We start from the raw sequence: 20,458 nt of genomic DNA, 5'->3' as shown, positions 1-20,458 counted from the left end.
TAGGCAGTCGCTGTACGACCTAGTCTTGCCATTCAGCAATAAAGAGATTGGTGTCTCTTGTACCTCCATTGTTTCGGTTAGACGAAAATACCAAGTACTTTCCATCATTACTAAATACTGGAAAGGCATCAAATGTCTCACCGTGGGTGATTCGCTTCAAATTCTTACCATCAACATCAATCATATACAAGTTGAATGGGAATCCTCTTTCGGCTTCAAAATTACTGGAGAATAAAATCTTTTCACCACTTGGATGGAAGAAAGGGCTCCAGTTGGCATTTCCTAGATTAGTAAGCTGTCGTAAATCGCTTCCGTCTGCATTACAAATATAGAGTTCCATTTCGGTAGGTTGCACTAATCCTTGGGCCAATAAATCTTTGTATTCTTTTATTTCGGCTTCGGTTTTTGGACGTGAAGAACGGAAAATAAGCTTGGTTCCATCGGGCGAAAAGAATGCACCTCCATCATAGCCAAGTTCGTTTGTGATTTGTTTTACATCACTTCCGTCAATATTCATGGTATATAATTCTAAATCACCACTACGGGTAGAGGTGAACACAATTTTATCACCTTTGGGAGATACCGTAGCTTCGGCATCATACCCTTTTTCATGAGTAAGTTGTGCGGTAATGTTTCCTTCAAGATCTGCCACAAAAATATCGAAGCTATCGTACACTGGCCATACATACTTTCCATTTTCACGTAGTGGAACCTCTGGACAATTTTCATCAACTAAATGGGTAGAAGCGTACACAAAATGTTTGTTATCTGGCAGGAAATAGGCACAAGTCGTACGCCCTTTTCCTGTACTAATCATAGGAGGTTTGGAGTCTTTAAATGTGTCATTAACATTCATTAAAAACATTTGATCACATTCCACGCCCCAATCTTTATAATTAGATTGAAATACCAATTGTGTGTCGTCAAAACTCCAATAGGCTTCTGCATTATCACCTCCAAAAGTGACTTGTCTAAGCGATTTAAAATGGCTTTCTTCTGGGTATATAAGGCTGTCTTTTACTGTTTCAATGGTTTCAGTAACAGGCACTTCATTTTTTTTCTCTTCAGTATTCTTACAAGAAAAAGACAAACAAATAGTTATTATGGCAACGAGATATTTCATTTTAAAGTAATTTTGCACAAAAATAAAGATATGCGCTTAATTCTTACCCTTTTTTTGCTAGTCATTTTAGTTTCGTGTAAAGATACTCCCGAAATAAAACAAATAACTTTGGAAGAAGATGTTGCCTATTTAGCCTCGGACGCTCTTAATGGTCGTAAAACAGGTACCAAAGGGGAGATTGCTGCTGCAAATTATATCGCTGAAAGGTTTGCCGCAATCGGACTCAATCCTAAAGGAATGGATGGCTTTTTTCAAGAGTTTAGTTTTAAGCCAAGTTCAAATCCACATGAAGCGGTTCAATTTGTGGCCAAAGGGGATAGTGTGCAAACAGGTAAAAATGTGGTGGGATTCATAGATAATAATGCTTCCAAAACAGTGGTTATTGGTGCGCATTACGACCATTTAGGATTAGGTGGGGAAGGCTCCTTGTTTCGTGGAGATATTCCTGAAGTCCATAATGGAGCCGATGATAATGCTAGTGGTGTAGCGGTGATGTTACAATTAGCAGATCGATTAAAAAAACTAGATAATCCTCAAAGTAATTTTCTCTTTATTGGTTTTTCGGGTGAAGAAATGGGGCTTTTGGGTTCCAATTACTTTGCTAAGAATCCAACCATCAATTTACAGCAAGTGAATTTGATGATTAACATGGATATGGTAGGTAGATTAAATGATGAAAGTACCTTAGCGGTTCATGGTGTGGGTACTTCTCCTGTGTTTAAACAAATCCTTTTTGCGAATAACAATCAAGGATTTACTATAGCAGAACATGAAAGTGGTATTGGTCCAAGTGATCATACTTCATTTTATTTGATGGATATTCCGGTGCTTCATTTTTTTACAGGACAACATGAAGATTATCACAAACCCAGTGATGATTCTGAAAAGTTGAATTATGAAGGAATGCAAAAGATATCCGATTATATTTTTGCCATTGTTTTGGATTTGGAAGACGATTCAAAATTAGGTTTCAGAAAAACAAAAAATGAGCGAGAAGATGTGCCGGAGTTTAAAGTGGCATTGGGAGTTGTGCCAGATTATTTATTTACAGGTGAAGGAATGCGTATTGACGGGGTAAGTGAAGATAAACCTGCACAAAAAGCAGGCTTACAGAAAGGAGATGTGGTTAAAAAATTAGGGGATAGCACTGTGGTAGATATGATGAGTTATATGCGTGCACTATCTTCTTTTGAAAAAGGTCAAAAAACCAAAGCAATTATTGAAAGAAATGGTGAAAAAGTAGAGGTGGAGATTGAGTTTTAAAAGCTCTTAGCGTACCCTAAACTTATATATTGGTGCTTATCAAGTCCTTTTGCTTCTTTAGTATAATAATGATATCCTACTCGGTATTCTTTTGTTAAATACCGGTGGTGAAAATTAAAGTTGAAAAGAAATACTTCATTTTCAATGTTATTTAATACCAAAAAGGTGTTTTTAGTAACATATTTATAGGCAAATCCTAGTGAGAAATAGATTTCTTTTTCCAAATTGTTAATTTGTCCATATGCCATACTATTTTCTAGTGAACTTCTCCTTCCAAAATATGTCGTCAGTTCTGGTTGAATAAAAACATCTTTTGAACCTACCACCACCGAAGGGCTAAAGGCAAATCGAACACCAAAGGGATTTGGTATCAACTCCCATTCTTTTGTAAATTGAAAAGATAGATTTGCGTGTAAATTATTAGGTAGTTCGTTTGTCCAAGTAGGGGTTTTATATTCAACAATATGATCATGATACCATCTCTGAAATTGTCCTACCCCAGAAGAAGGCCCAACAATCCCAAAAAGTAAAGTTGTTTGGTAAAATGTATTTGATTTTACAACAGACCACCCTGTCTCTAACCCCAAAAATCCGGCATAGGATCTATCCATTTCTTCAATTATTTGGGTTTCTAGGTTTGTAGGGGTATATGCCTGCTGAAACAGTTTAAAGCTTACTTGTTCTTCGGTGTTTTCAAAAATGCCTTCATTTAAGCTATGTATATAAAAAAGGGAAAGACCAAAGGTATAATACCTGTCTGTTATCACTAAAAAATCATTGTCATGAGAGATTCCAAGTTGGTTTCTAGGAATTTCAGTAACGTTTTGTGATGTTACTTTTAAGGCGTTTCCTAAAAATAACGATACAATGAAAAGTGAATATTTAATAACTCCGCGCAAGGGTTAGCGTCATATATAAATGCGGTTCTGCAGCTCTATTTCTGGGTGTTTCAAAATTGTAGGTAAACTTTATATCGTTTCTTCCTTTTCTGTAGTACAATTCAAAATTATAAAGAAAAAGTTGGTTGTAAGGTGTTACAGTAAACGTAGATCTGTCATTAAATAGGTTTCCTTCTAACATGGCATCATGAAATACATATCGATACCCCAAACGAATGGCAAAAAATAATTCTCGTTCGCCTGTTGTTCCTAATTGTTTGTAGGCCGTGGTTTCGGTAATAGGACTTCTTTTTCCGAAGTAAAAAACAGCATCTTGCTCCAGATACATATCTCTAGTTCCAAAACCTAACGATGGATTTATCGCAAAATGAACACTAAACGGATTGGGTTGAAACTTAATTTCATAGGCATAGTTAACGTACAAGTTCGCATGGAGACTCATGGCTATTTGGTCGTTCCATGTGGAGGATTGAGAATCTGTTGCAACTGCAGTGTGAAACAAACTTTGGAGTCCTTCGGCACCAGACATTTGCCCCGTAAACCCCATGGCTAATCTATATTCTAGAAACCTCTTTTGATTGGCTAATGAGTATTCAGTTAAAAACCCTAAGATTCCTGCATAGGGTCGATCAAAATAGAGGGTATTGGTTTCAGTGATATTTGAAGGGGTGTAAATCTCCTGAAACAAATAAAAACCAAAATGTTTTTTTTGAAGTGTGTCTTTACCGGGTTCAATGAGACTCCTTAGTCCTAAAAAGCTTCCGGTTGAGTAGTACTGATCTGTAAAATGAAGAAAATCGTTATCGTGGCGTAATTCAAATTGTTTTGTATAAACCCTCTTTTCTGAAATTGAAGTAGTGTCCTTTTGTCCAAAAACAGAAGGTATTGCCACCATCGCAATAATACATAAAATGAAATAGGAAAGCTTCGAGTTAATGATTTGCTATATTTTATTATACTTTACTCGTTATACTTTTGAAAAATACAAAACCAAAACCAATAAACAACATTAAGTGAAAAGGAAACAGTCCAAAATCACCCCCTTGGTTTCCAACAACAAAGGCACTATACATCCCAAATGCAAAATAGAGCATTAAAAGCCCTTCAATTATGACGTTTGCTGAAATTCCTTTTTTAAGATATTTATTCGTTCGCCAATTATCTTTTAAACTGCTTAAATTGAATTTAGGAGTGCGAATAAATTCACTTTTTTTACCAAAGTGACCTTCCAAAACAGCGACTGTATTATGTACCGAAAACCCCATAGCTATGGAAAAAAAGACAAAAAACATGCCTACGTATTCAATAAACTTTATAAATCCTCCACCATAGGTCTTTTTGAAGGTGTACCAATAGCAAATAAAAAAGATGAGGGTGCTTAATACAAAGAAGCTCATCACGATAAAGTACATTTTTAAATGGGCATATTCATTTTTAATATACAACATCGGGATGCTTAAAAGCGCCACAACCAAAACACTTAAAAACATGGTACTATTCAATAAATGAAGAATCCCATGAACCTTTGTTTTAAATGGAATCGTTTTATTGGTGATTACCTTCCAAGACATTTTCTGAAAATTCTCTGCCCCACCTTTGTTCCATCTAAATTGTTGTGAACGAGCTGCGCTAATCACCACAGGAAGTTCTGCAGGGGTTTCCACCCCTTCCAGATATTTAAACTTCCAGTTTTTTAATTGGGCACGGTAACTTAAGTCTAAATCTTCGGTAAGTGTATCGCCTTGCCAATTCCCAGCGTCTAGGATACATTCTTTACGCCACACACCAGCGGTACCGTTAAAATTAATAAAATGTCCCTGGTTGTTTCTACCTGCTTGTTCTAGTGTGAAATGTACGTCCAAAGCAAAGGCTTGGACTCTTGTAAGGATAGAATAGTCCTTATTTAAATGTCCCCAACGTGTTTGTACTACACCAATTTTCGCATCTTTAAAATAGGGGATGGTTTTAAGTAACCAGTCTTTTTTTGGTAGAAAATCGGCATCAAAAATGGCGATAAATTCTCCTTTGGCAGTTTTTAACCCTTCTTTTAAAGCACCCGCTTTATAGCCTTTTCGGTCCTCCCGAGTTACGTGGTGGATATTTATACCCTTTTGCTGAAGTTCTTTAATATGCTTAGCTGTTTGTTCAAAAGATTCATCTGTAGAGTCATCTAATACCTGAATTTCTAGTTTTCCCTCAGGATATTCAATTTTCGCAATGTTTGTAAGCAGTCGTTCCATAACGTATAGCTCGTTATAGACGGGCAACTGGATGGTTACATATGGAGTTTCTTCAGGATTTGTTAAATCGAATTTAGGGCTTTCTTTGTCATTTTTTTTTGCACGTAAATAATTAAAAAGCAGGTTGAGTTGTGCCAATGCGTAGAAGAAAATAAGCAAAAGAGCAATAGAGTAAATTACAATTACAACGGTTTCCCAGATCATTTTTTAAAGCTGTATTTAAAAATCCAACTTAAGATTTTAACACCCGCAAAGATAGCACCTTTTATGGTTCCTGAAACTTTTGAGACACCTATTCTATTGCGGTATGGAACAGGGATTTCGAGATAGTTATATTTTTTCTTTAAAATCTTTAATTGCATCTCTACAGTCCAACCATAGGTTTTGTCTTCCATGTTCAAACTTAATAGAACGGGATATTTAATAGCTCGAAAAGGCCCTAAGTCGGTAAATTTTGAATTAAAAAAAAGTTTCATCAGGGTGGTTGCCAACCAGTTTCCAAAAAGTTGTGGAACTGTCATCGACCCTTTTTCTCGTAGGCTTTTAACCCTAGCTCCAATAACAAAGTCAATATTATTCTCGATAATAGGGGTTAGAATTTCGGAAAGCTTTTCAGGGTAGTCACTATAATCTCCATCAAGAAAAACAACTATATCTGGTTTTTCAGAATGACTGGCGATATACTCCATTCCTTTTAAACACGCATAACCATATCCTTTGTTTTTTTCTGAAAGCACGTTTGCTCCTGCTTTTTTAGCTACTTCCGAAGTATGGTCGGTAGAACTATTATCCACCACGATTATTTCTGAAACTATTTTCGGGATGTCTTGAATAACCAAAGCAATAGAAGCTTCTTCGTTATAAGCAGGAATAATGACTTTAATATTTTGGGGCATGTAGAAAAGCTTTCTAAAGATTAATTATTGTTTACGTACTTCATTAAATCCACATCGTTTCCTAGTAAAATTTCATTTCCCTGAATACGATTTTCAAGAGGGCCATTTTCTAATTTTAAAACCCCTCTTGGACAAACAGCTGAGCATATTCCACATCCCACACAACTGGCTCGCACAATGTTTTCACCCTTTTGAGCATAGGCTCGAACATCGATCCCCATTTCGCAATAGGTGGAGCAATTTCCACAAGAAATACACTGTCCTCCATTGGTGGTTATTCTAAATTTTGAAAACAATCGTTGTTGCAATCCTAAAATTGCCGCCATAGGACAACCAAATCGACACCAAACACGACTCCCAAAAATAGGATAGAAGCCTGTACCAATGACGCCACTAAACACAGCGCCAATTAAAAATCCGTAGGACTTCCGAAGCGTTTCTGCTTCAAAAAAGAACAGCTTACTTCCCGATGCGTAATGAATGACAATAAATGAAAGAACAATAACTAAATAACCTATGGCACCATACCGAGCATCTTGTTTTAGTTCCTCTTTTTTGAAAAACCAAATAACTCCAAAAAGAAGTGCAAGAAAAACCGCAACACCTATTAAAAACACATCTTTTGTTAGCCAATATTTTTCAGAATCATACCCTAAGTAAGTTGAAATAACCGCTGTAGTCATCACAATGACAAAAACCAACACACTATGAATAACCCATCGTTCCACTTTCCAAGCAAATTCACTTTTATCGCTTAAGTGTCTAAAGGAATCCCCTGCAGTTTCGGCTAAACCACCACAGCCACAAACCCAACTACAATACCAACGCTTACCATATTTGTAAGTTAGAATGGGTGTGATGACGAAAATGGAAATCACACCAAAAATTAATAATGCGAGTCCAACATCTCCAGAAGAGATAAAGCTATCGACTCGATACTGTTCAAAATTATAATAGTTAAGCGGCCAAATATTTTTTAAATCGTAATAGGGGAGATTAAAGCTTTCAGAATTTAATCGCGCCATAAATTCGGGTATCAAAAAAGCAAACGCCGTTTGAAAAAACATAACGCTAATGGTGCGTAGTTTTTCGTACCGATTGTGACGGTATTTCCAGATAAACTTAACTCCGAAGGCAAAAATAGCCACCGTGTATAAAGTTCCATATACAAACCACTGACTGGCCTGGTTGCCACTTAACAATCTACTTAAGGGGTCAAAAAGAGCAATGATTCCAGTATTTGCTCCTTCAGAGCGTAACCCTAAAAACTGCGGAAAGAAATAGAGAATGATGTAAAAACCAGTAAGGGAGAGTCCCGCAATCCACGCCCAAAACCCTCGACTGGAAATGGATTTAAACCAAACGCCATCGTTTTTTATACCTTCTTGAGTGTTAGCATAGGTGGCTTTTGCAAACAATATGATTCCTGCCGTAAGTGCCACTAGAGAAATGGTTAACCAAAGTCCTTTGTTAGGAAAATTTAGGTTGAATCCAGCTAATAGTATAATCATTAATCCTGATAAGCCTAACACGGTGGCAACTTTTTGAAGCCCATTTAAGCTTTTAGGGGGTTGTCCTGTTAAAGACATATCTCTTTGTACAGTACTCATGAGCTTATGGTTTGAAATTGATTTGTATAGGCTGAAAGGATTTCATTTTCGAAAGTTGCATAAAATTCTGGGTCGAAGTTGGCTTTAGAAAGATGCTGCATGACATAATCGGTCGATTTTTCTTCCGTAAGCCATCGATCAAAAATTTCATGCTTCATTCGTATTCCGAAGGTATTGATTCCTAAAAAAGCTCCAGAATCTCTGTCGGTGGCAACGGTAATGCATTTGGTGTCGTCTTTATGTTTCCAGTGAAAATGGATTTCATTTTCTTTTTTATTTCGTTCGCTATTAACCCAACCATAGGTTTGATATTCGATATCAAAAAACTTAGCACTGTTAAACCAATGTCCTGGTTTGTATTCGGTTTTGGTACCACAAATAGTTTGCGCAACGGTTTCACCCATCATCCGTCCCGTATACCAAACAGCTTCAATAGCTCTTCGGTTCCCAATGGGTTGGTATTGCTCGGCACAATCGCCAATAGCATATATATCATCAAAGTTAGTTTCCAAATAACGATTCACCTTTACTCCCCTGCCAAGTTCAATTTCGCTGGATTTTAAAAAATCTATATTGGGTGTAACGCCCGCTGTAAGTCCCACAAAGTCACAAGGAATTTCCTCTCCAGTTTCTTCAACAATCACTGCTTTGGCTTTTCCGTTTTCGTCGGAAACAATTTCCTTTAAATTGGAAGAAAGTCGTAAATCGATATGATGACTTTTAATGTGTCGGTTCAACATTTCGCTTTCGCCTTTGGGAAGGACACCATTCCAAAAACTACTTTCGCGTACGAGAAAAGTGACGGGAATTTTTCGAGTGGAAAGCATCTCTGCCAATTCAATCCCAATTAGTCCTCCACCTACAATCACGGCTTTTTTACACACGGTTTTATTAGGGGCAAATTGTTCTAAATATTCCAAATCTTGAAACGCATACAACCCCCTTACACCCTCCAAATCTTGACCTGGCCATCCAAATTTATTCGATTTTGAACCTACGGCAATAATGAGCTTGTCAAAAGCCATTTCCTCACCATCATTAAAAATTATTTTTTTGTCTTTCGGTTTTACTTCAGAAACAAATCCTTTTTTAAGATCGATTCTGTTTTTTTTCCAAAAAGAATCTTCATAGGGTTTGGTGTGTTCATATTTCATATGTCCCATGTAGATATACATAAGTGCTGTTCTTGAAAAGAAATAATCAGTTTCAGCAGAAATAATGGTAATTCGTTTATTGGAACGTTTTCGAATATGCCTTGCGACGGTAACCCCAGAAATTCCATTTCCAATAATGACAATATGTTCCATAGGCTTTTGCGAGTTGTAGTCTTATGTCGCATTTAAAGTTACATACATTACAAAATTCCTCCAATTTATATTGATAATAAATTGTATTTTTCGGGCAATGGGAAAAAAACTGATGCTATTTTATCTATTAAGTTTCGTTAATTTTGGGTGCGCTCAAATGGACGAAACTTCCATAAACGGTGTAAGTTTTGTAGCTTCTCCAGATTCACTTCAGCAAATCCAAATACCGCCTATTAAGGAGATACATGCCAATTACGCAGCCATTATGCCTTTTGGTTTTATTAGAACCTTAGATCATCCTGAAATCATTTTTGATACTGATAGGCAATGGTTTGGAGAAACGTCTGCAGGTGCTTCACAATATATAGAATTGCTTCACAAAGATGGGATAGAGGTGATGATGAAACCTCAAATTTGGATATGGAGAGGGGAGTTTACAGGAAATTTAAAAATGAATTCTGAAGAAGATTGGATACAACTTGAAAATGAGTACCGTAATTTTATTTTAACTTACGCGAAACTTGCAGAGGCAACTCAAGTAAAGGTATTTTGTATTGGGACAGAGCTAGAACAATTTGTAATGCAACGCCCCACTTATTGGAAACACCTTATTGCAGAAATAAAAAAAGTGTATTCTGGTAAATTAACTTATGCAGCCAATTGGGATGAGTACAAGAGAGTTCCTTTTTGGGATCAATTAGATTATATTGGCGTTGATGCTTATTTTCCAATTTCTGAAGCTAAAACCCCTTCTGTAGAAGAATCCAAAGCTGGGTGGAAACCTTGGAAAGAAGAGCTTAAAACTGTTTCAGAGAAGTTTGATAAACCCATTTTATTCACCGAATATGGATACCGAAGCGTTGACTTTGCTGGAAAGGAACCTTGGGATAGCAATCACGAATTACCATCAATAAACTTCGAAGCTCAAACCAATTTATTGGAAGGCCTGTACCAGGAAATTTGGAATGAACCGTGGTTTGCTGGAGGATTTATTTGGAAGTGGTTTATTGCTCATGGAAAAGTAGGGGGAGAAAAGGACAACCAGTTTACCCCACAAAATAAGCCCGCTCAACAAAGTGTAAAGCGGGCTTATAAAAACTAACCGATGAAACAATAATTTAATGCCTATCTATATCAATGCTTGATATTAGGGTTGAATTACGAGCACCTAACATTTGGTTCTTAATAATAACGTTGTCTAACTTGAAATTTAATTCTTTTAGAGCCATAGATAGCACAACAGTTTTTTGAACTGAAGGTTTCCTATTTGTAACAGAATCTGTTTGAAGAGTAATAAGTGTAGTTGTATTACTGACTTTACTTTCTGAATTAATTTTTAAATCAACTTCTTCTTGAGCCATACTACCATAAGAGGTTAAAATTATCGAAAGGATTGCGATTTTTTTAATGTAAGTGATGAGGGGCTTCATAATTACAATTTTGAAAATGAATTATATTTTGTTTGTAGGTAATTCGCAATTATTTAATTTAAAATACAGTCATGCGAAAATTCCTACAATACAAATGTATTAAATATTACTTCTGAAAAACAAATAATTCCTACGTAAAATACATAAAATCAACATATTATAGATTAAGTGTATAATATTATCGTTGAAAGACTATAATTTCATATTTAAATTTTCAGAAAACAGCAACTTTTTGTAAGATTTGAATTGTTGAAAGGGTTAATGGGATATTATATTTTTATAATAATATCTAGATAACGAGTTAGGGGTTGCTCCAAACCATTTTTTTAAATGAATAACAAAAAAGTGAAACTGAAGCCTTAAAGTACCATTGTTTTGATACCGCCTAGCCGAGGTGGTTACATAATCTTTAATAATTGTGAAATGAAATTGATCATAAATACGGTTTATGAACTCACAATCCTCATAAACGGTATATGCTTCGTTAAAACCATTTAAAGATTTATAAGCATCTATGGTTATAAATAGCGTTTGATCACCACCACGACAACTTTTAAAATTAAAACGAGTGAACCATTGTGACATTTTTAAAATAGGATGCTGGCTATCAAATTTCATACGGAAACAACCGGCTAGGTTTCCTTTTTGTATTTCATAAATTATTTGAGAATCGAAATGGTATGGTAATACTGTATCTGCGTGAAGAAAATAGAGTATTTCTCCCGTAGCATTCCCAGCACCTAAATTCATTTGCTTGGCACGTCCTTTATCTGATTTTAAAATGACAAGAGGTAATTTTTCAGAAAACTGAATCGCAAGATCAATAGTAGTATCAGTACTACCTCCATCCACAATAATGATTTCAGAAATATTTTGAAGACTAGCTTTTTCAGCAATATCATTCAACAGTGTAGAAATTGTTGAAGCTTCATTTAGTACAGGAATGATAATGCTAATCATATCCTCAAATATAACGAACTATTTTTGTTCATTTAAATCCCAATCGTATTCAAAATATGTAATCGTAGCATTGGGGTTTATTTTTATTTTTTTGTACAAATAGGCATTGACATAACCAATAACATCATTTTCACCATTTATAACGTAATCCTTTTTATACCAATCAAAAATCTTCGAAAGTTTTAAACTGTTAATACTGATTTCGTTTTTGGGTCCATTAATGAACGACCGAGTTACCTTGTCTAATTGTGCATCTATTTTATCGGCGGTAAAGGCTTCATTGAGTAAATCGGGGCAAGAAAATGATGCGCAGTTAATGGCAAAATGAATTCTAGGTTCGTTCATTTTACGTAAGATTCCATTTTCAATTCCGCCTAACGACAAAGTTTTATCGCCAATAGGAACGATGGCCTTAGTCCAAGCCCCGTTAATATCTTTTATACTTTTTAAAGGATAATTATCCAGAATTAAATCTACTGTGTATGCATTATAAGCATTAATGTAATAAGCCAACAATTCCTGAACACTCCAAGCTTCTGTAGGAACATTTTCAGAAAGCATTTTTAAATAACTATCTAATTGTGAACGGTCCTTTAAAAAACCTTTATAGTCCACCAATCCATTTTTATCCACGTGTTTTTTTAATAAAGCATCCCATTGTGAATGATCTACCAAAGCTGTAACTGAAGACGATAAATCTTCTGTCACTTCTTTAACGGGTTGTCCTTGGCTGCTTAAACCAGCAGCAGAGAGTAAGGAGCAACTTTGGATTGTTTGTGAAAAAAATAGAATAGCAATAAGTTTAATGATAATTTTCATCTTGTTTGTTTTAAATCTATATACGGAAAAGCCTATTCTTTGGTTTTTAAGGGATATAATTCTTGATGAATAAAATCCTTTGGAAAATCTTCATCACCTAAAAAACCTAATGGAATGTCTCTTCCATCATACGGGACGTGGTTTGTTCCAAACAGATAATCCCATACACTTAGGCTTAGTCCAAAGTTGACGCCATACTTTACAGTGTCGGGAAGTTTTTTTGCGTGATGCCAAATATGCATCTTTGGATTGTTAAAAACATACTTCAATATACCATAATCCCATCCTAAATTAGCATGATTAAGGTGCCCAATGGCAAGTGCTGTAAAGTGGACAATAGCAACAGACTCTACTGTAAATCCGCCAATAATTGCCAGTGGAATATATAACATGGACTTATATACGATAGGTTCCATCCAATGATAGCGAAGATGTGCTGCAAAGCCCATTTCTTTTACCGAATGATGCACTTTGTGAAAATTCCAAAGGAAGGGGATTCTGTGTAATAGCCTGTGGGTATTCCATTGCACAAAGTCTGAAACAATAAAAAAGATAAATAAGCCCAATCCCCAAGGGAGGTCATTAAGATTCAATAACTGAAAATTAGAAACCGAAAGTCCAAATAGTGACAGAAAATCATTAAATAGGGCTTCGGCTGTGTTGGAAAGGAAGATGAGAACAATCAGGTTCAGAAGGAAAAAATTGAAAAACATATAAAAGGTATCCAGCCAAAAATCCTTTCTGAACACTTTCTGATTTTTCCGCCAGGGGAATAACAATTCCAATCCCCAAACTACCAACGAAACAAGGATTAATCCGTAGAAATAATTTTCCCAATGAAAACCGGTAATTTCATCAAGTAAATAGTTGAAATATCCTTGATACGAACTTTTAAATATTTCAAGATACTTTTCCATATTAACAGCAACCCCCGCCATCGTAATGGAAGGTCGATTCACTTATAAAAATATCATCACGCCCCAATCCTGCTAAAGCTCCGGCAGTTTTATCACAGATTGCCAAAGGTTGATTTTTCAATAAAACGTGCCCTTTTTTATCATCTAAATACTCATCGGTTCCAAAATAAATAGCAGCTTTTCCTGTAAAAACACAAGGTCCATCTGCAGGCATTGGGTCTTTAATGGCCGCTACTTCAATAGATTCAATATAAATTAATTCATCGGTTGGGTAATGTTTTGGATCCAAGATACGATACGGTTTACGGGCTCGAATTTCAATAGTGCCAAAACCCGCATCGGTTAGTGCTTTTATATAGTCTTTTATGGGTAAACTTCCACTAAGGCAAAGTGCACGAAGTCGCTCATCATTTCTCAGCGTTTCGTTCATAGGTTGCTCACAGGTGGGATCGCTCATTACTAATCTTCCATGCGGTTTTAAAACGCGGTACATTTCGGCAATGGCAGCTTTTAAATCTTCCTCTTTAAAAATATTGAACAAGCAATTTTGAGCAGCTACATCAATACTATTATCTTCCAAAGGAAGGTTCATAGCGTCTCCCTTTTTAAGGGTTACAAAATCACTTTTAAACCAAGGGTTTTGAGCTTCAGCTTCTATAAAGTTTTTACGAGAAGCCTCTAACATTTCATCTACAACATCTACTCCAATGACTCCACCTTTTTGACGAGAAAAATAGGCAAATTGAAGTAATTCCATACCGCCCCCAACACCTACATATAAAATCTTAGGGTTGTTGCTTAAATCTCTAGGGTGCACCGTAGAACCACAACCGTAGTTCATTTCCTGCATTATTTTTGGAATTTTTAACCCAGGGAGCTCCCAAATTGGGTTGGTGGTACAGCATAGTCCAACATCTGGTGTAAGGGCCGCTTGTTTATAAACATCGTGGGTAGTATCTAGGTAGCTCATAAAAATGAATTAAGTTTTAGTAAAGTCTTCTTTTTTGATTATTACTTACAACTGTTTTATCAATTCTGTAAATAAGGTAATCATATTGGGTTCTGCAATTCCAGCTTGCTTGATGATATCGGCTATATTAACAGGTTTTAGATGGTCGGGATCACATTCATCGGTTAAAACGGACACAGCCGCTACGGGTAGTTTTAAATGATTGGCAACAATAACTTCGGGAACGGTGCTCATTCCAACAGCATCGGCTCCAATAATTTTTAAATAACGATACTCGGCTCGGGTTTCCAATTGTGGGCCTAAAACGCTTGCATACACACCTTTATGAAGGGTGATTTTATTTTCTGAAGCAATTTTTTCAATCTTCCGGTTTAAATCTGTATCATAAGGTGCACTTAAATCTACAAATCGCTCGCCAAGATGTTCCACCCCTAAAAATGCGAGTGGGGAGGAACCTTGTAAGTTGATGTGGTCATCAATTAACATAATCTCACCTTTTTTAAAGTTGAGGTTGATTGCGCCAGCCGCATTACTTACCAATAAATGCTTAACCCCAAGCTTGTGCATCACTCTTACTGGAAAGGTTACATCTCTAGGGGTATATCCTTCATATAAATGAAAACGTCCTTGCATCACAACTACTTTCTTTCCGCCTAAGGAGCCATAAATTAATTTTCCTTTATGAAACTCAACGGTAGCTGTTGGGAAGTTGGGAATGTGATTATAACTAACTTCCGCATCAATCGAAACTTTATCGATGAGTTGTCCTAAACCTGTGCCTAAAATGATTCCTACTTCAGGTTTTTCAAAGCCTCTTTTTTGAAGGAATTCAGTGGCTTCATGTATGTTTCTAACCATGGGTGTTTTGTTTTAAAAAGGGCTTAAAAGCCTCAATATTTTTAATATCCTCATAAATATCAATGTCATTTTTTTGGGAAAGTAGACCAAAACTTTCTTTTTCCAAATCTTGTAAGGTGTTTTCTAAAACCGAAGCTGTCCCCCATGCTTTTTGTTGAAAAAGCCGAGGGTACATTTTTTTCATTCCCAATAAATAATATCCACCATCCTCGGCAGGACCAATGACAAAGTCGTTATAATTTAGCACTAAAAATGCTTTGTCTATCTCCAGTTGATTGATATCGAACATATCACTTCCAATGATAATAATTTTCTCGTAGCCGTCCTTAAATCCTTGTACAAAAGCATTTGCCATGCGTTCCCCAAGATCATTACCTTTTTGAGTTCGCTTATGGTAGATGGCATTATCCCAATGGTCATTTTCCCAGATTTCTTCAGAATAATAGACATATTTATCGGCGGTCACATTGCGCGTTATTTTGGCAGTATGCTTCAGTAAAAATTGGTACAGTGCCAGTGCATTTTCATCACCAATGGTAGCCGCTAATCGCGTTTTGCATTTCCCTAATTCAGGATTTCGGGTAAAAATTAATAGCAAGTTTTTCGAAGTGGGAAAATGAAAAACATCTTCTGCATTATCAGTATTTTTATTAGTAGTAACCAATCCCATCTTACATTACTTTAATTCCTTTTTCAAGATATTTTCCCCACATTTTTGAATAAATATGCACTTTTTCTGTTTCTTTTCCAGTTTGATTTATTACAGGAAAACCTTTATTCTTCCATTCAAAAATGCCCCCATATAGGTTTTTTACATTGGTAAAACCTAAGTCTTTTAACTTTTTGGCAATGGTAGAAGAGCGAATGCCAACAGAGCAGTACACAATGACGAGTTTGTCTTTATCAAGAAAGGTTTGGGCAATTTCTTCGGGTGAAAAGCCTTTATAACCTATGTATTTTGCGGAAGGAATAGCACTCACTTCAAATTCTTCACGCTCACGCGCATCGAAAATGATGGCTTTATTATGAAGCTGAAACATTCTAGCTTCGGTCACGGAGATATACGGAATTCCATCTTCGTTATTTGCTTTTAACAAGGCATCAATAGAATGTTGTGCGTGTAGTAACACACCTGAAAAAAGTGATATGAATACTAATAAAACCTTCATTAGGCAACGGCTCCTTGACAACTACTTCCAGCTCCTGCTGTACAACCATAGCAATGCTGAGAAATAATAATATTTCTATCGTTTAAAATGGCTTCGTTGTATTCTGAAATGTGCTTCACTTTACTTGCCACTTTAAGCTCCAACATCTGATTGAAGTCACAATCGTATAACCAACCATCCCAACTTACCGAAAGGGTATTGGTACACATGACATTAGACACTGCGGAAGGGTTAAATGCTTCCACCAAAGAATACATATAATCTTCATAATTGTCACTGGCAATTAAATAATCTAAAAATCGCGAAATAGGTAAATTGGTTATCGCAAATAAATTGTGAAACTGAATATCAAATTCTTCAGAAAGTACTTTTTTGAAATCTTTTTCAAGACCTTCTTGATCGCCGGGTAAAAAAGCACCACTTGGGTTATAAACAAGATCTAGTTTTAAATCGCTTCCTGGTTTTCCGTAGCCTACATCATTCAACATTTTTAATGCTTCTATGGAAGCATCAAAAACACCATCACCTCTTTGTTTATCGGTTTTTCCTTTGGTCCAGTGTGGCATACTGCTTACCACATGGACATTATGTTTTTTAAAAAATTCTGGTAAGTCGTGATACTTTTTATTAGCGACAATAATGGTTAAATTACTACGGACGATAAAATCCTTAATTCCGGCTTTACTGGCTTCTTCTACAAACCATCTAAAGTCGGGATTCATCTCTGGCGCACCTCCGGTTAAATCTAAAGTATGCGCCCCAGTATTTTTTATCACTTCAAGACATTGCGTCATAGTTTCACGCGTCATAATTTCCTTTCTATCGGGACCGGCATCAACGTGGCAATGCTCACACACTTGATTGCACATATACCCTACATTAATTTGTAGAATTTCTAACTTCTTGGGTTTTAAAGGAAACTGACTAGTTTCTTTAATCTTTTTAGCAAAAGTGGGAAGTTCTCCATCAGCAAAGATGCCGTTAGAAAGATATTCAACTTGTTTGTTTGCTTTGGCAAGCTCACTTTCTCTTTTATGCAGAGATTGTGTTTTTAATTTCGTCATAAATATTTTTTATCCGTCTAGCTTATTCACTTTATTCATCATCATAACCCCATGAACTAGGCTTGCGCCACTTTTTATGGCGGCCCCTACGTGAACGGCCTCCATCATTTCTTCTTTGGTAATGCCTCTTTGTAACCCGTCTTTTGTATAGGCATCAATACAATAGGGGCACATTTCGGTATGTGCAACTGCGAGGGCAATTAGTGATTTTTCTCGAGCCGAAAGCGCACCTTCTTCAAATACTTTTCCGTAGTAATCGAAAAACTTGGTTCCCAATTCCTCACTCCAGTCGGTTATATTGCCGAATTTTCTTAAATCTTTTGGATCGTAATAAGACATGGTTTTATTCTAATTTACGTAACACTTACGGTGTTGGTTTCACTACACGGTAAATATAACGAAGTAGTCTATGAATACATAAAAAGCTTACGTTGTTTTAATAAATTAATCAAAACTATACGTAAAGCCTGTATTGAAATTAAATTGAGATTTTGGAATGCCCACCGCAGGAAAAGCATCATAGGTGAAGACATAATTAATTTGAAGCGCAAAATTTTTGAAAACGGTCACTAAAAAGGAACTCTGACTCGAAATTCTATAATCACTAAAAGCACTAAAATTTGGTTGATAATAAGTAGTACTCACAAACGAAATTTTATCAGTAGGATATAAACTAAACGATAAATAACTACTTCCTCTAATGTCTCGTTGCAATGGGGTTACACCGTCATCTACTTCTTCATATTCAAACATAGCTAGAGTGCCTAAATAAAACTTATAATTTTCAGAATTGGAAATTTTAAAACGAGGGCCTGTACCCAATAACCCTCTGAAATTTATCAAATTTATTTTGTTGTATTGCCCTTGCGTAAAGATTTCCCAGGCAATCCTGTCATGAAAACGATAGTTGTACCTAACATGGGAAACCAGACTATTATCGAAACTTTCTCCTTCAATTTTTTCAAAAGAGACATCGTTTTTAAACAATACTAAATGCTTGTTCATTTTGTATTGAACGTGAATATTACTTCCTAAGTTTATAAAATCGTTAGTGTTTCGTTTTAATTCTAAATGAAGGTTCACCGCCCCAGACCACCCTGAAGTATCGGTAACTTTTCGAAGGGATTCTACATTTAAAATTTGGGCAAATGAAAGTTGGGAAACAAACAACAAAAGGATGGTTAGATATTTCATGGTTTTAATTTCAACCCGAAAATTACTAAATAATCAGCATCCCAAAAAATGAAATTCAGAATTCAACATTCAACTAAAATAAGTTTTATCTAAAATAGATATAAATAGAAACCACGATTATGACCACAAGTGCTCCTACAGGTTTTGCTTTGCTCCATGGTGTAATTTCTACTTGTTCTGTATATTCTTGAACATAGGCTTCTTTTCGAGGCATAAACTTACCAATCAACAACATGATAGCTACATTCAATAAAAATAAAATGGCCATAACATCTAGATAGTGCAACCCAAAATAGGCTTGAGATTCAATCGCTTTAAGGGTTGCTGCATCGGTAATTCCATTAGCATTGGCTTCAGCCACTGCTTTTGAAACAAAATGAGGTTGTAAAATAAACTGACTTATAATGTACAATATTGAACCCGAAAGCAACCCAATTTTTGCAGCGATGGCGGGCACACGTTTTGTTAAAAATCCTACTACAATGATGGTTAAAATGGGGATGCTATAAATTCCATTAATTTCTTGTAAATAATCGAATAAACTTCCTGCATTTGCTATTAAAGGTGCAATAAACATGGCGGCAATGGCAAGGATAATCCCGAAGGTTTTTCCTCTCTTTACCACTAATTTTTCGTCTGCTTCGGCATTGATATGTTGTTTGTAAATATCGATTCCAAATAAGGTAACAGAACTGTTTAAAACACTATTAAAGGAACTTAGAATCGCTCCAAAAATAACAGCAGCAAAGAACCCAAGAAGTACGGGTGGCAATACTTCAGCAACTAAAGCAGGATACGCCTGATCTACCGTGCTTAAGTTTCCGCTAAACATATGATATGCAATTAATCCAGGTAATACCACAATAATAGGCCCAAGGATTTTTATAAAAGACGCCAGAAGTAATCCTTTTTGTCCTTCCTTCAAATTTTTTGCAGCTAATGCTCTTTGAATAATCTGCTGATTGGTCCCCCAATAAAATAACTGTACCAACATCATTCCTGTAAAAATGGTGTGAAAAGGAACAGGATCTGTTGGGCCACCCATCGATTTAAACTTTTCTGGGTGTGAAGTGGTTAAGGTGGTGATTCCTTCGGTAATACTTCCATCTCCAATGGCCAAAAGTCCAAATACAGGAATCAATAACCCACCAATTAACAAACCAATCGCGTTAATAGTGTCAGATACGGCAACGGCCTTTAATCCTCCAAAAATGGCATAAATAGAACCTATTATACCTATGCTAAAAACACATAGCCAAATGGATTGTGTTTCTGTAATTCCAAGTGCATCTGGGACATTAAACATGCCACTTAACGCTACCGAACCTGAATATAAAATAACGGGTAAAAGCACTACCGCATACCCTGTTAAAAATAATCCTGAAGTAATCGTTTTGGTAGTTACATCGAACCGTTTTGCTAAAAACTGAGGAACTGTAGTAAGTCCTCCCTTTAAGTAACGTGGCAATAAAAATAGGGCAGTAACAACCATCGCAATAGCCGCCAAGGTTTCCCAAGCCATAACGGACAATCCACTTTCATAAGCCGAACCGTTTAATCCTACAATTTGTTCTGTAGAAAGATTAGTGAGCAGTAGGGAACCTGCAATGACCCCAGCGGTTAAACTTCTTCCTCCCAAAAAGTAGCCATCTGCGCTACTTTCATCTGTTTTTCGGGTAGCGTAATAGGAAATGATGGCCACGAGAAGCGTAAATGCGATAAAGGTTAAAACTGTCATA

The 20,458-nt window shown here is 36.1% G+C and carries 21 protein-coding genes; 2 read left to right on the top strand and 19 right to left on the bottom strand.

Annotation, left to right across the window (positions count from 1 at the left end):
* Window positions 1-19: 19 nt before the first annotated feature.
* Complete coding sequence (locus KXJ69_RS02165) at window positions 20-1,123, bottom strand: TolB family protein (protein WP_219050811.1); 1,104 nt, start codon at window positions 1,121-1,123, stop codon at window positions 20-22.
* A gap of 30 nt (window positions 1,124-1,153) precedes the next feature.
* Between KXJ69_RS02165 and KXJ69_RS02160 the strand changes: the two genes are divergently transcribed.
* Window positions 1,154-2,386: a M28 family peptidase gene (locus KXJ69_RS02160; protein WP_219050809.1), complete on the top strand. Its 1,233-nt coding sequence runs from the start codon at window positions 1,154-1,156 to the stop codon at window positions 2,384-2,386.
* Here KXJ69_RS02160 and KXJ69_RS02155 read toward each other — a convergent pair.
* From KXJ69_RS02155 to KXJ69_RS02130, 6 genes are read right to left on the bottom strand one after another with little or no spacing between them, the layout of a single operon-like run.
* Window positions 2,383-3,285: a lipid A-modifier LpxR family protein gene (locus KXJ69_RS02155; protein WP_219050807.1), complete on the bottom strand. Its 903-nt coding sequence runs from the start codon at window positions 3,283-3,285 to the stop codon at window positions 2,383-2,385. The two genes, KXJ69_RS02160 and KXJ69_RS02155, sit on opposite strands and share 4 nt — an antisense overlap.
* Window positions 3,269-4,180 carry a lipid A-modifier LpxR family protein gene (locus tag KXJ69_RS02150; RefSeq protein WP_219050804.1) on the bottom strand — a complete coding sequence of 304 codons (912 nt, stop codon included), beginning with the start codon at window positions 4,178-4,180 and terminating at the stop codon, window positions 3,269-3,271. The genes KXJ69_RS02155 and KXJ69_RS02150 overlap by 17 nt, the downstream gene beginning before the upstream one ends.
* 58 nt (window positions 4,181-4,238) lie before the next feature.
* Window positions 4,239-5,729, bottom strand: coding sequence for a cellulose synthase family protein (locus KXJ69_RS02145; RefSeq protein ID WP_219050802.1), 1,491 nt, complete (start codon window positions 5,727-5,729; stop codon window positions 4,239-4,241).
* Window positions 5,726-6,421 carry a glycosyltransferase family 2 protein gene (locus KXJ69_RS02140; RefSeq protein ID WP_219050800.1) on the bottom strand — a complete coding sequence of 232 codons (696 nt, stop codon included), beginning with the start codon at window positions 6,419-6,421 and terminating at the stop codon, window positions 5,726-5,728. Before KXJ69_RS02140 ends, KXJ69_RS02145 begins: the two co-directional genes overlap by 4 nt.
* A 20-nt stretch (window positions 6,422-6,441) precedes the next feature.
* Complete coding sequence (locus tag KXJ69_RS02135; RefSeq protein WP_219050798.1) at window positions 6,442-8,031, bottom strand: 4Fe-4S binding protein; 1,590 nt, start codon at window positions 8,029-8,031, stop codon at window positions 6,442-6,444.
* The gene (locus KXJ69_RS02130) at window positions 8,028-9,338 is read right to left on the bottom strand and encodes an NAD(P)/FAD-dependent oxidoreductase (protein WP_219050796.1); all 1,311 of its coding nucleotides are present in this window, start codon (window positions 9,336-9,338) and stop codon (window positions 8,028-8,030) included. The genes KXJ69_RS02135 and KXJ69_RS02130 overlap by 4 nt, the downstream gene beginning before the upstream one ends.
* Before the next feature lie 97 nt (window positions 9,339-9,435).
* Between KXJ69_RS02130 and KXJ69_RS02125 the strand changes: the two genes are divergently transcribed.
* Window positions 9,436-10,440, top strand: coding sequence for a glycoside hydrolase family 113 (locus KXJ69_RS02125; protein ID WP_219050794.1), 1,005 nt, complete (start codon window positions 9,436-9,438; stop codon window positions 10,438-10,440).
* A gap of 16 nt (window positions 10,441-10,456) precedes the next feature.
* Here the strand turns inward: KXJ69_RS02125 and KXJ69_RS02120 are convergent, their stop codons facing one another.
* The 12 genes from KXJ69_RS02120 to KXJ69_RS02065 all read right to left on the bottom strand — a co-directional run bounded on the left by KXJ69_RS02120 (window position 10,457) and on the right by KXJ69_RS02065 (window position 20,457).
* Entirely contained in the window at window positions 10,457-10,768 is a 312-nt protein-coding gene (locus tag KXJ69_RS02120; protein ID WP_219050792.1) for a hypothetical protein, read from the bottom strand.
* A gap of 258 nt (window positions 10,769-11,026) precedes the next feature.
* Window positions 11,027-11,728 carry a TIGR04283 family arsenosugar biosynthesis glycosyltransferase gene (locus tag KXJ69_RS02115; protein WP_219050790.1) on the bottom strand — a complete coding sequence of 234 codons (702 nt, stop codon included), beginning with the start codon at window positions 11,726-11,728 and terminating at the stop codon, window positions 11,027-11,029.
* A gap of 18 nt (window positions 11,729-11,746) precedes the next feature.
* Entirely contained in the window at window positions 11,747-12,547 is an 801-nt protein-coding gene (locus tag KXJ69_RS02110; RefSeq protein WP_219050788.1) for a DUF547 domain-containing protein, read from the bottom strand.
* Between the two features lie 32 nt (window positions 12,548-12,579).
* Window positions 12,580-13,464, bottom strand: a complete 885-nt coding sequence (locus KXJ69_RS02105; RefSeq protein ID WP_219050786.1) for a sterol desaturase family protein — start codon at window positions 13,462-13,464, stop codon at window positions 12,580-12,582.
* A gap of 1 nt (window position 13,465) precedes the next feature.
* Complete coding sequence (gene arsM / locus KXJ69_RS02100; protein WP_219050784.1) at window positions 13,466-14,434, bottom strand: arsenosugar biosynthesis arsenite methyltransferase ArsM; 969 nt, start codon at window positions 14,432-14,434, stop codon at window positions 13,466-13,468.
* Window positions 14,435-14,479: 45 nt separating this feature from the next.
* Window positions 14,480-15,292 carry a purine-nucleoside phosphorylase gene (locus tag KXJ69_RS02095; protein WP_219050782.1) on the bottom strand — a complete coding sequence of 271 codons (813 nt, stop codon included), beginning with the start codon at window positions 15,290-15,292 and terminating at the stop codon, window positions 14,480-14,482.
* A complete protein-coding gene (locus KXJ69_RS02090) occupies window positions 15,285-15,962 on the bottom strand; it encodes a TIGR04282 family arsenosugar biosynthesis glycosyltransferase (protein WP_219050780.1) in 678 nt (225 codons plus the stop codon). Before KXJ69_RS02090 ends, KXJ69_RS02095 begins: the two co-directional genes overlap by 8 nt.
* Before the next feature lies 1 nt (window position 15,963).
* The gene (locus KXJ69_RS02085) at window positions 15,964-16,461 is read right to left on the bottom strand and encodes a rhodanese-like domain-containing protein (RefSeq protein WP_219050779.1); all 498 of its coding nucleotides are present in this window, start codon (window positions 16,459-16,461) and stop codon (window positions 15,964-15,966) included.
* Window positions 16,461-17,525 (bottom strand): arsenosugar biosynthesis radical SAM (seleno)protein ArsS, encoded by a 1,065-nt coding sequence (gene arsS / locus KXJ69_RS02080; RefSeq protein ID WP_219050778.1) that lies wholly within the window; start codon window positions 17,523-17,525, stop codon window positions 16,461-16,463. Before arsS ends, KXJ69_RS02085 begins: the two co-directional genes overlap by 1 nt.
* A gap of 9 nt (window positions 17,526-17,534) precedes the next feature.
* Window positions 17,535-17,864, bottom strand: coding sequence for an arsenosugar biosynthesis-associated peroxidase-like protein (locus tag KXJ69_RS02075; RefSeq protein ID WP_219050777.1), 330 nt, complete (start codon window positions 17,862-17,864; stop codon window positions 17,535-17,537).
* Between the two features lie 105 nt (window positions 17,865-17,969).
* Complete coding sequence (locus KXJ69_RS02070) at window positions 17,970-18,719, bottom strand: DUF481 domain-containing protein (RefSeq protein ID WP_219050776.1); 750 nt, start codon at window positions 18,717-18,719, stop codon at window positions 17,970-17,972.
* An 85-nt stretch (window positions 18,720-18,804) separates the two neighbouring features.
* On the bottom strand, window positions 18,805-20,457 hold the full coding sequence (locus KXJ69_RS02065; protein WP_219050775.1) for a solute:sodium symporter family transporter: 1,653 nt from the start codon (window positions 20,455-20,457) through the stop codon (window positions 18,805-18,807).
* Window position 20,458: the final 1 nt, after the last annotated feature.

The organism is Halomarinibacterium sedimenti (assembly GCF_019312585.1).
Lineage (GTDB): Bacteria > Bacteroidota > Bacteroidia > Flavobacteriales > Flavobacteriaceae > Halomarinibacterium > Halomarinibacterium sedimenti.
This window is presented reverse-complemented; position numbering and strand designations above follow the sequence as displayed.

Bases quoted from the DNA above. Each gene is read 5' to 3' on its own strand.
- KXJ69_RS02120 (WP_219050792.1), bottom strand. From the start codon at position 10,768: ATGAAGCCCCTCATCACTTACATTAAAAAAATCGCAATCCTTTCGATA.
- KXJ69_RS02110 (WP_219050788.1), bottom strand. From the start codon at position 12,547: ATGAAAATTATCATTAAACTTATTGCTATTCTATTTTTTTCACAAACA.
- KXJ69_RS02130 (WP_219050796.1), bottom strand. From the start codon at position 9,338: ATGGAACATATTGTCATTATTGGAAATGGAATTTCTGGGGTTACCGTC.
- KXJ69_RS02145 (WP_219050802.1), bottom strand. From the start codon at position 5,729: ATGATCTGGGAAACCGTTGTAATTGTAATTTACTCTATTGCTCTTTTG.
- KXJ69_RS02085 (WP_219050779.1), bottom strand. From the start codon at position 16,461: ATGAAGGTTTTATTAGTATTCATATCACTTTTTTCAGGTGTGTTACTA.
- KXJ69_RS02115 (WP_219050790.1), bottom strand. From the start codon at position 11,728: ATGATTAGCATTATCATTCCTGTACTAAATGAAGCTTCAACAATTTCT.
- KXJ69_RS02140 (WP_219050800.1), bottom strand. From the start codon at position 6,421: ATGCCCCAAAATATTAAAGTCATTATTCCTGCTTATAACGAAGAAGCT.
- KXJ69_RS02070 (WP_219050776.1), bottom strand. From the start codon at position 18,719: ATGAAATATCTAACCATCCTTTTGTTGTTTGTTTCCCAACTTTCATTT.
- KXJ69_RS02075 (WP_219050777.1), bottom strand. From the start codon at position 17,864: ATGTCTTATTACGATCCAAAAGATTTAAGAAAATTCGGCAATATAACC.
- KXJ69_RS02105 (WP_219050786.1), bottom strand. From the start codon at position 13,464: ATGGAAAAGTATCTTGAAATATTTAAAAGTTCGTATCAAGGATATTTC.
- KXJ69_RS02165 (WP_219050811.1), bottom strand. From the start codon at position 1,123: ATGAAATATCTCGTTGCCATAATAACTATTTGTTTGTCTTTTTCTTGT.
- KXJ69_RS02160 (WP_219050809.1), top strand. From the start codon at position 1,154: ATGCGCTTAATTCTTACCCTTTTTTTGCTAGTCATTTTAGTTTCGTGT.
- KXJ69_RS02065 (WP_219050775.1), bottom strand. From the start codon at position 20,457: ATGACAGTTTTAACCTTTATCGCATTTACGCTTCTCGTGGCCATCATT.
- arsS (WP_219050778.1), bottom strand. From the start codon at position 17,525: ATGACGAAATTAAAAACACAATCTCTGCATAAAAGAGAAAGTGAGCTT.
- KXJ69_RS02090 (WP_219050780.1), bottom strand. From the start codon at position 15,962: ATGGGATTGGTTACTACTAATAAAAATACTGATAATGCAGAAGATGTT.
- KXJ69_RS02150 (WP_219050804.1), bottom strand. From the start codon at position 4,180: ATGGTGGCAATACCTTCTGTTTTTGGACAAAAGGACACTACTTCAATT.
- KXJ69_RS02125 (WP_219050794.1), top strand. From the start codon at position 9,436: ATGGGAAAAAAACTGATGCTATTTTATCTATTAAGTTTCGTTAATTTT.
- arsM (WP_219050784.1), bottom strand. From the start codon at position 14,434: ATGAGCTACCTAGATACTACCCACGATGTTTATAAACAAGCGGCCCTT.
- KXJ69_RS02135 (WP_219050798.1), bottom strand. From the start codon at position 8,031: ATGAGTACTGTACAAAGAGATATGTCTTTAACAGGACAACCCCCTAAA.
- KXJ69_RS02095 (WP_219050782.1), bottom strand. From the start codon at position 15,292: ATGGTTAGAAACATACATGAAGCCACTGAATTCCTTCAAAAAAGAGGC.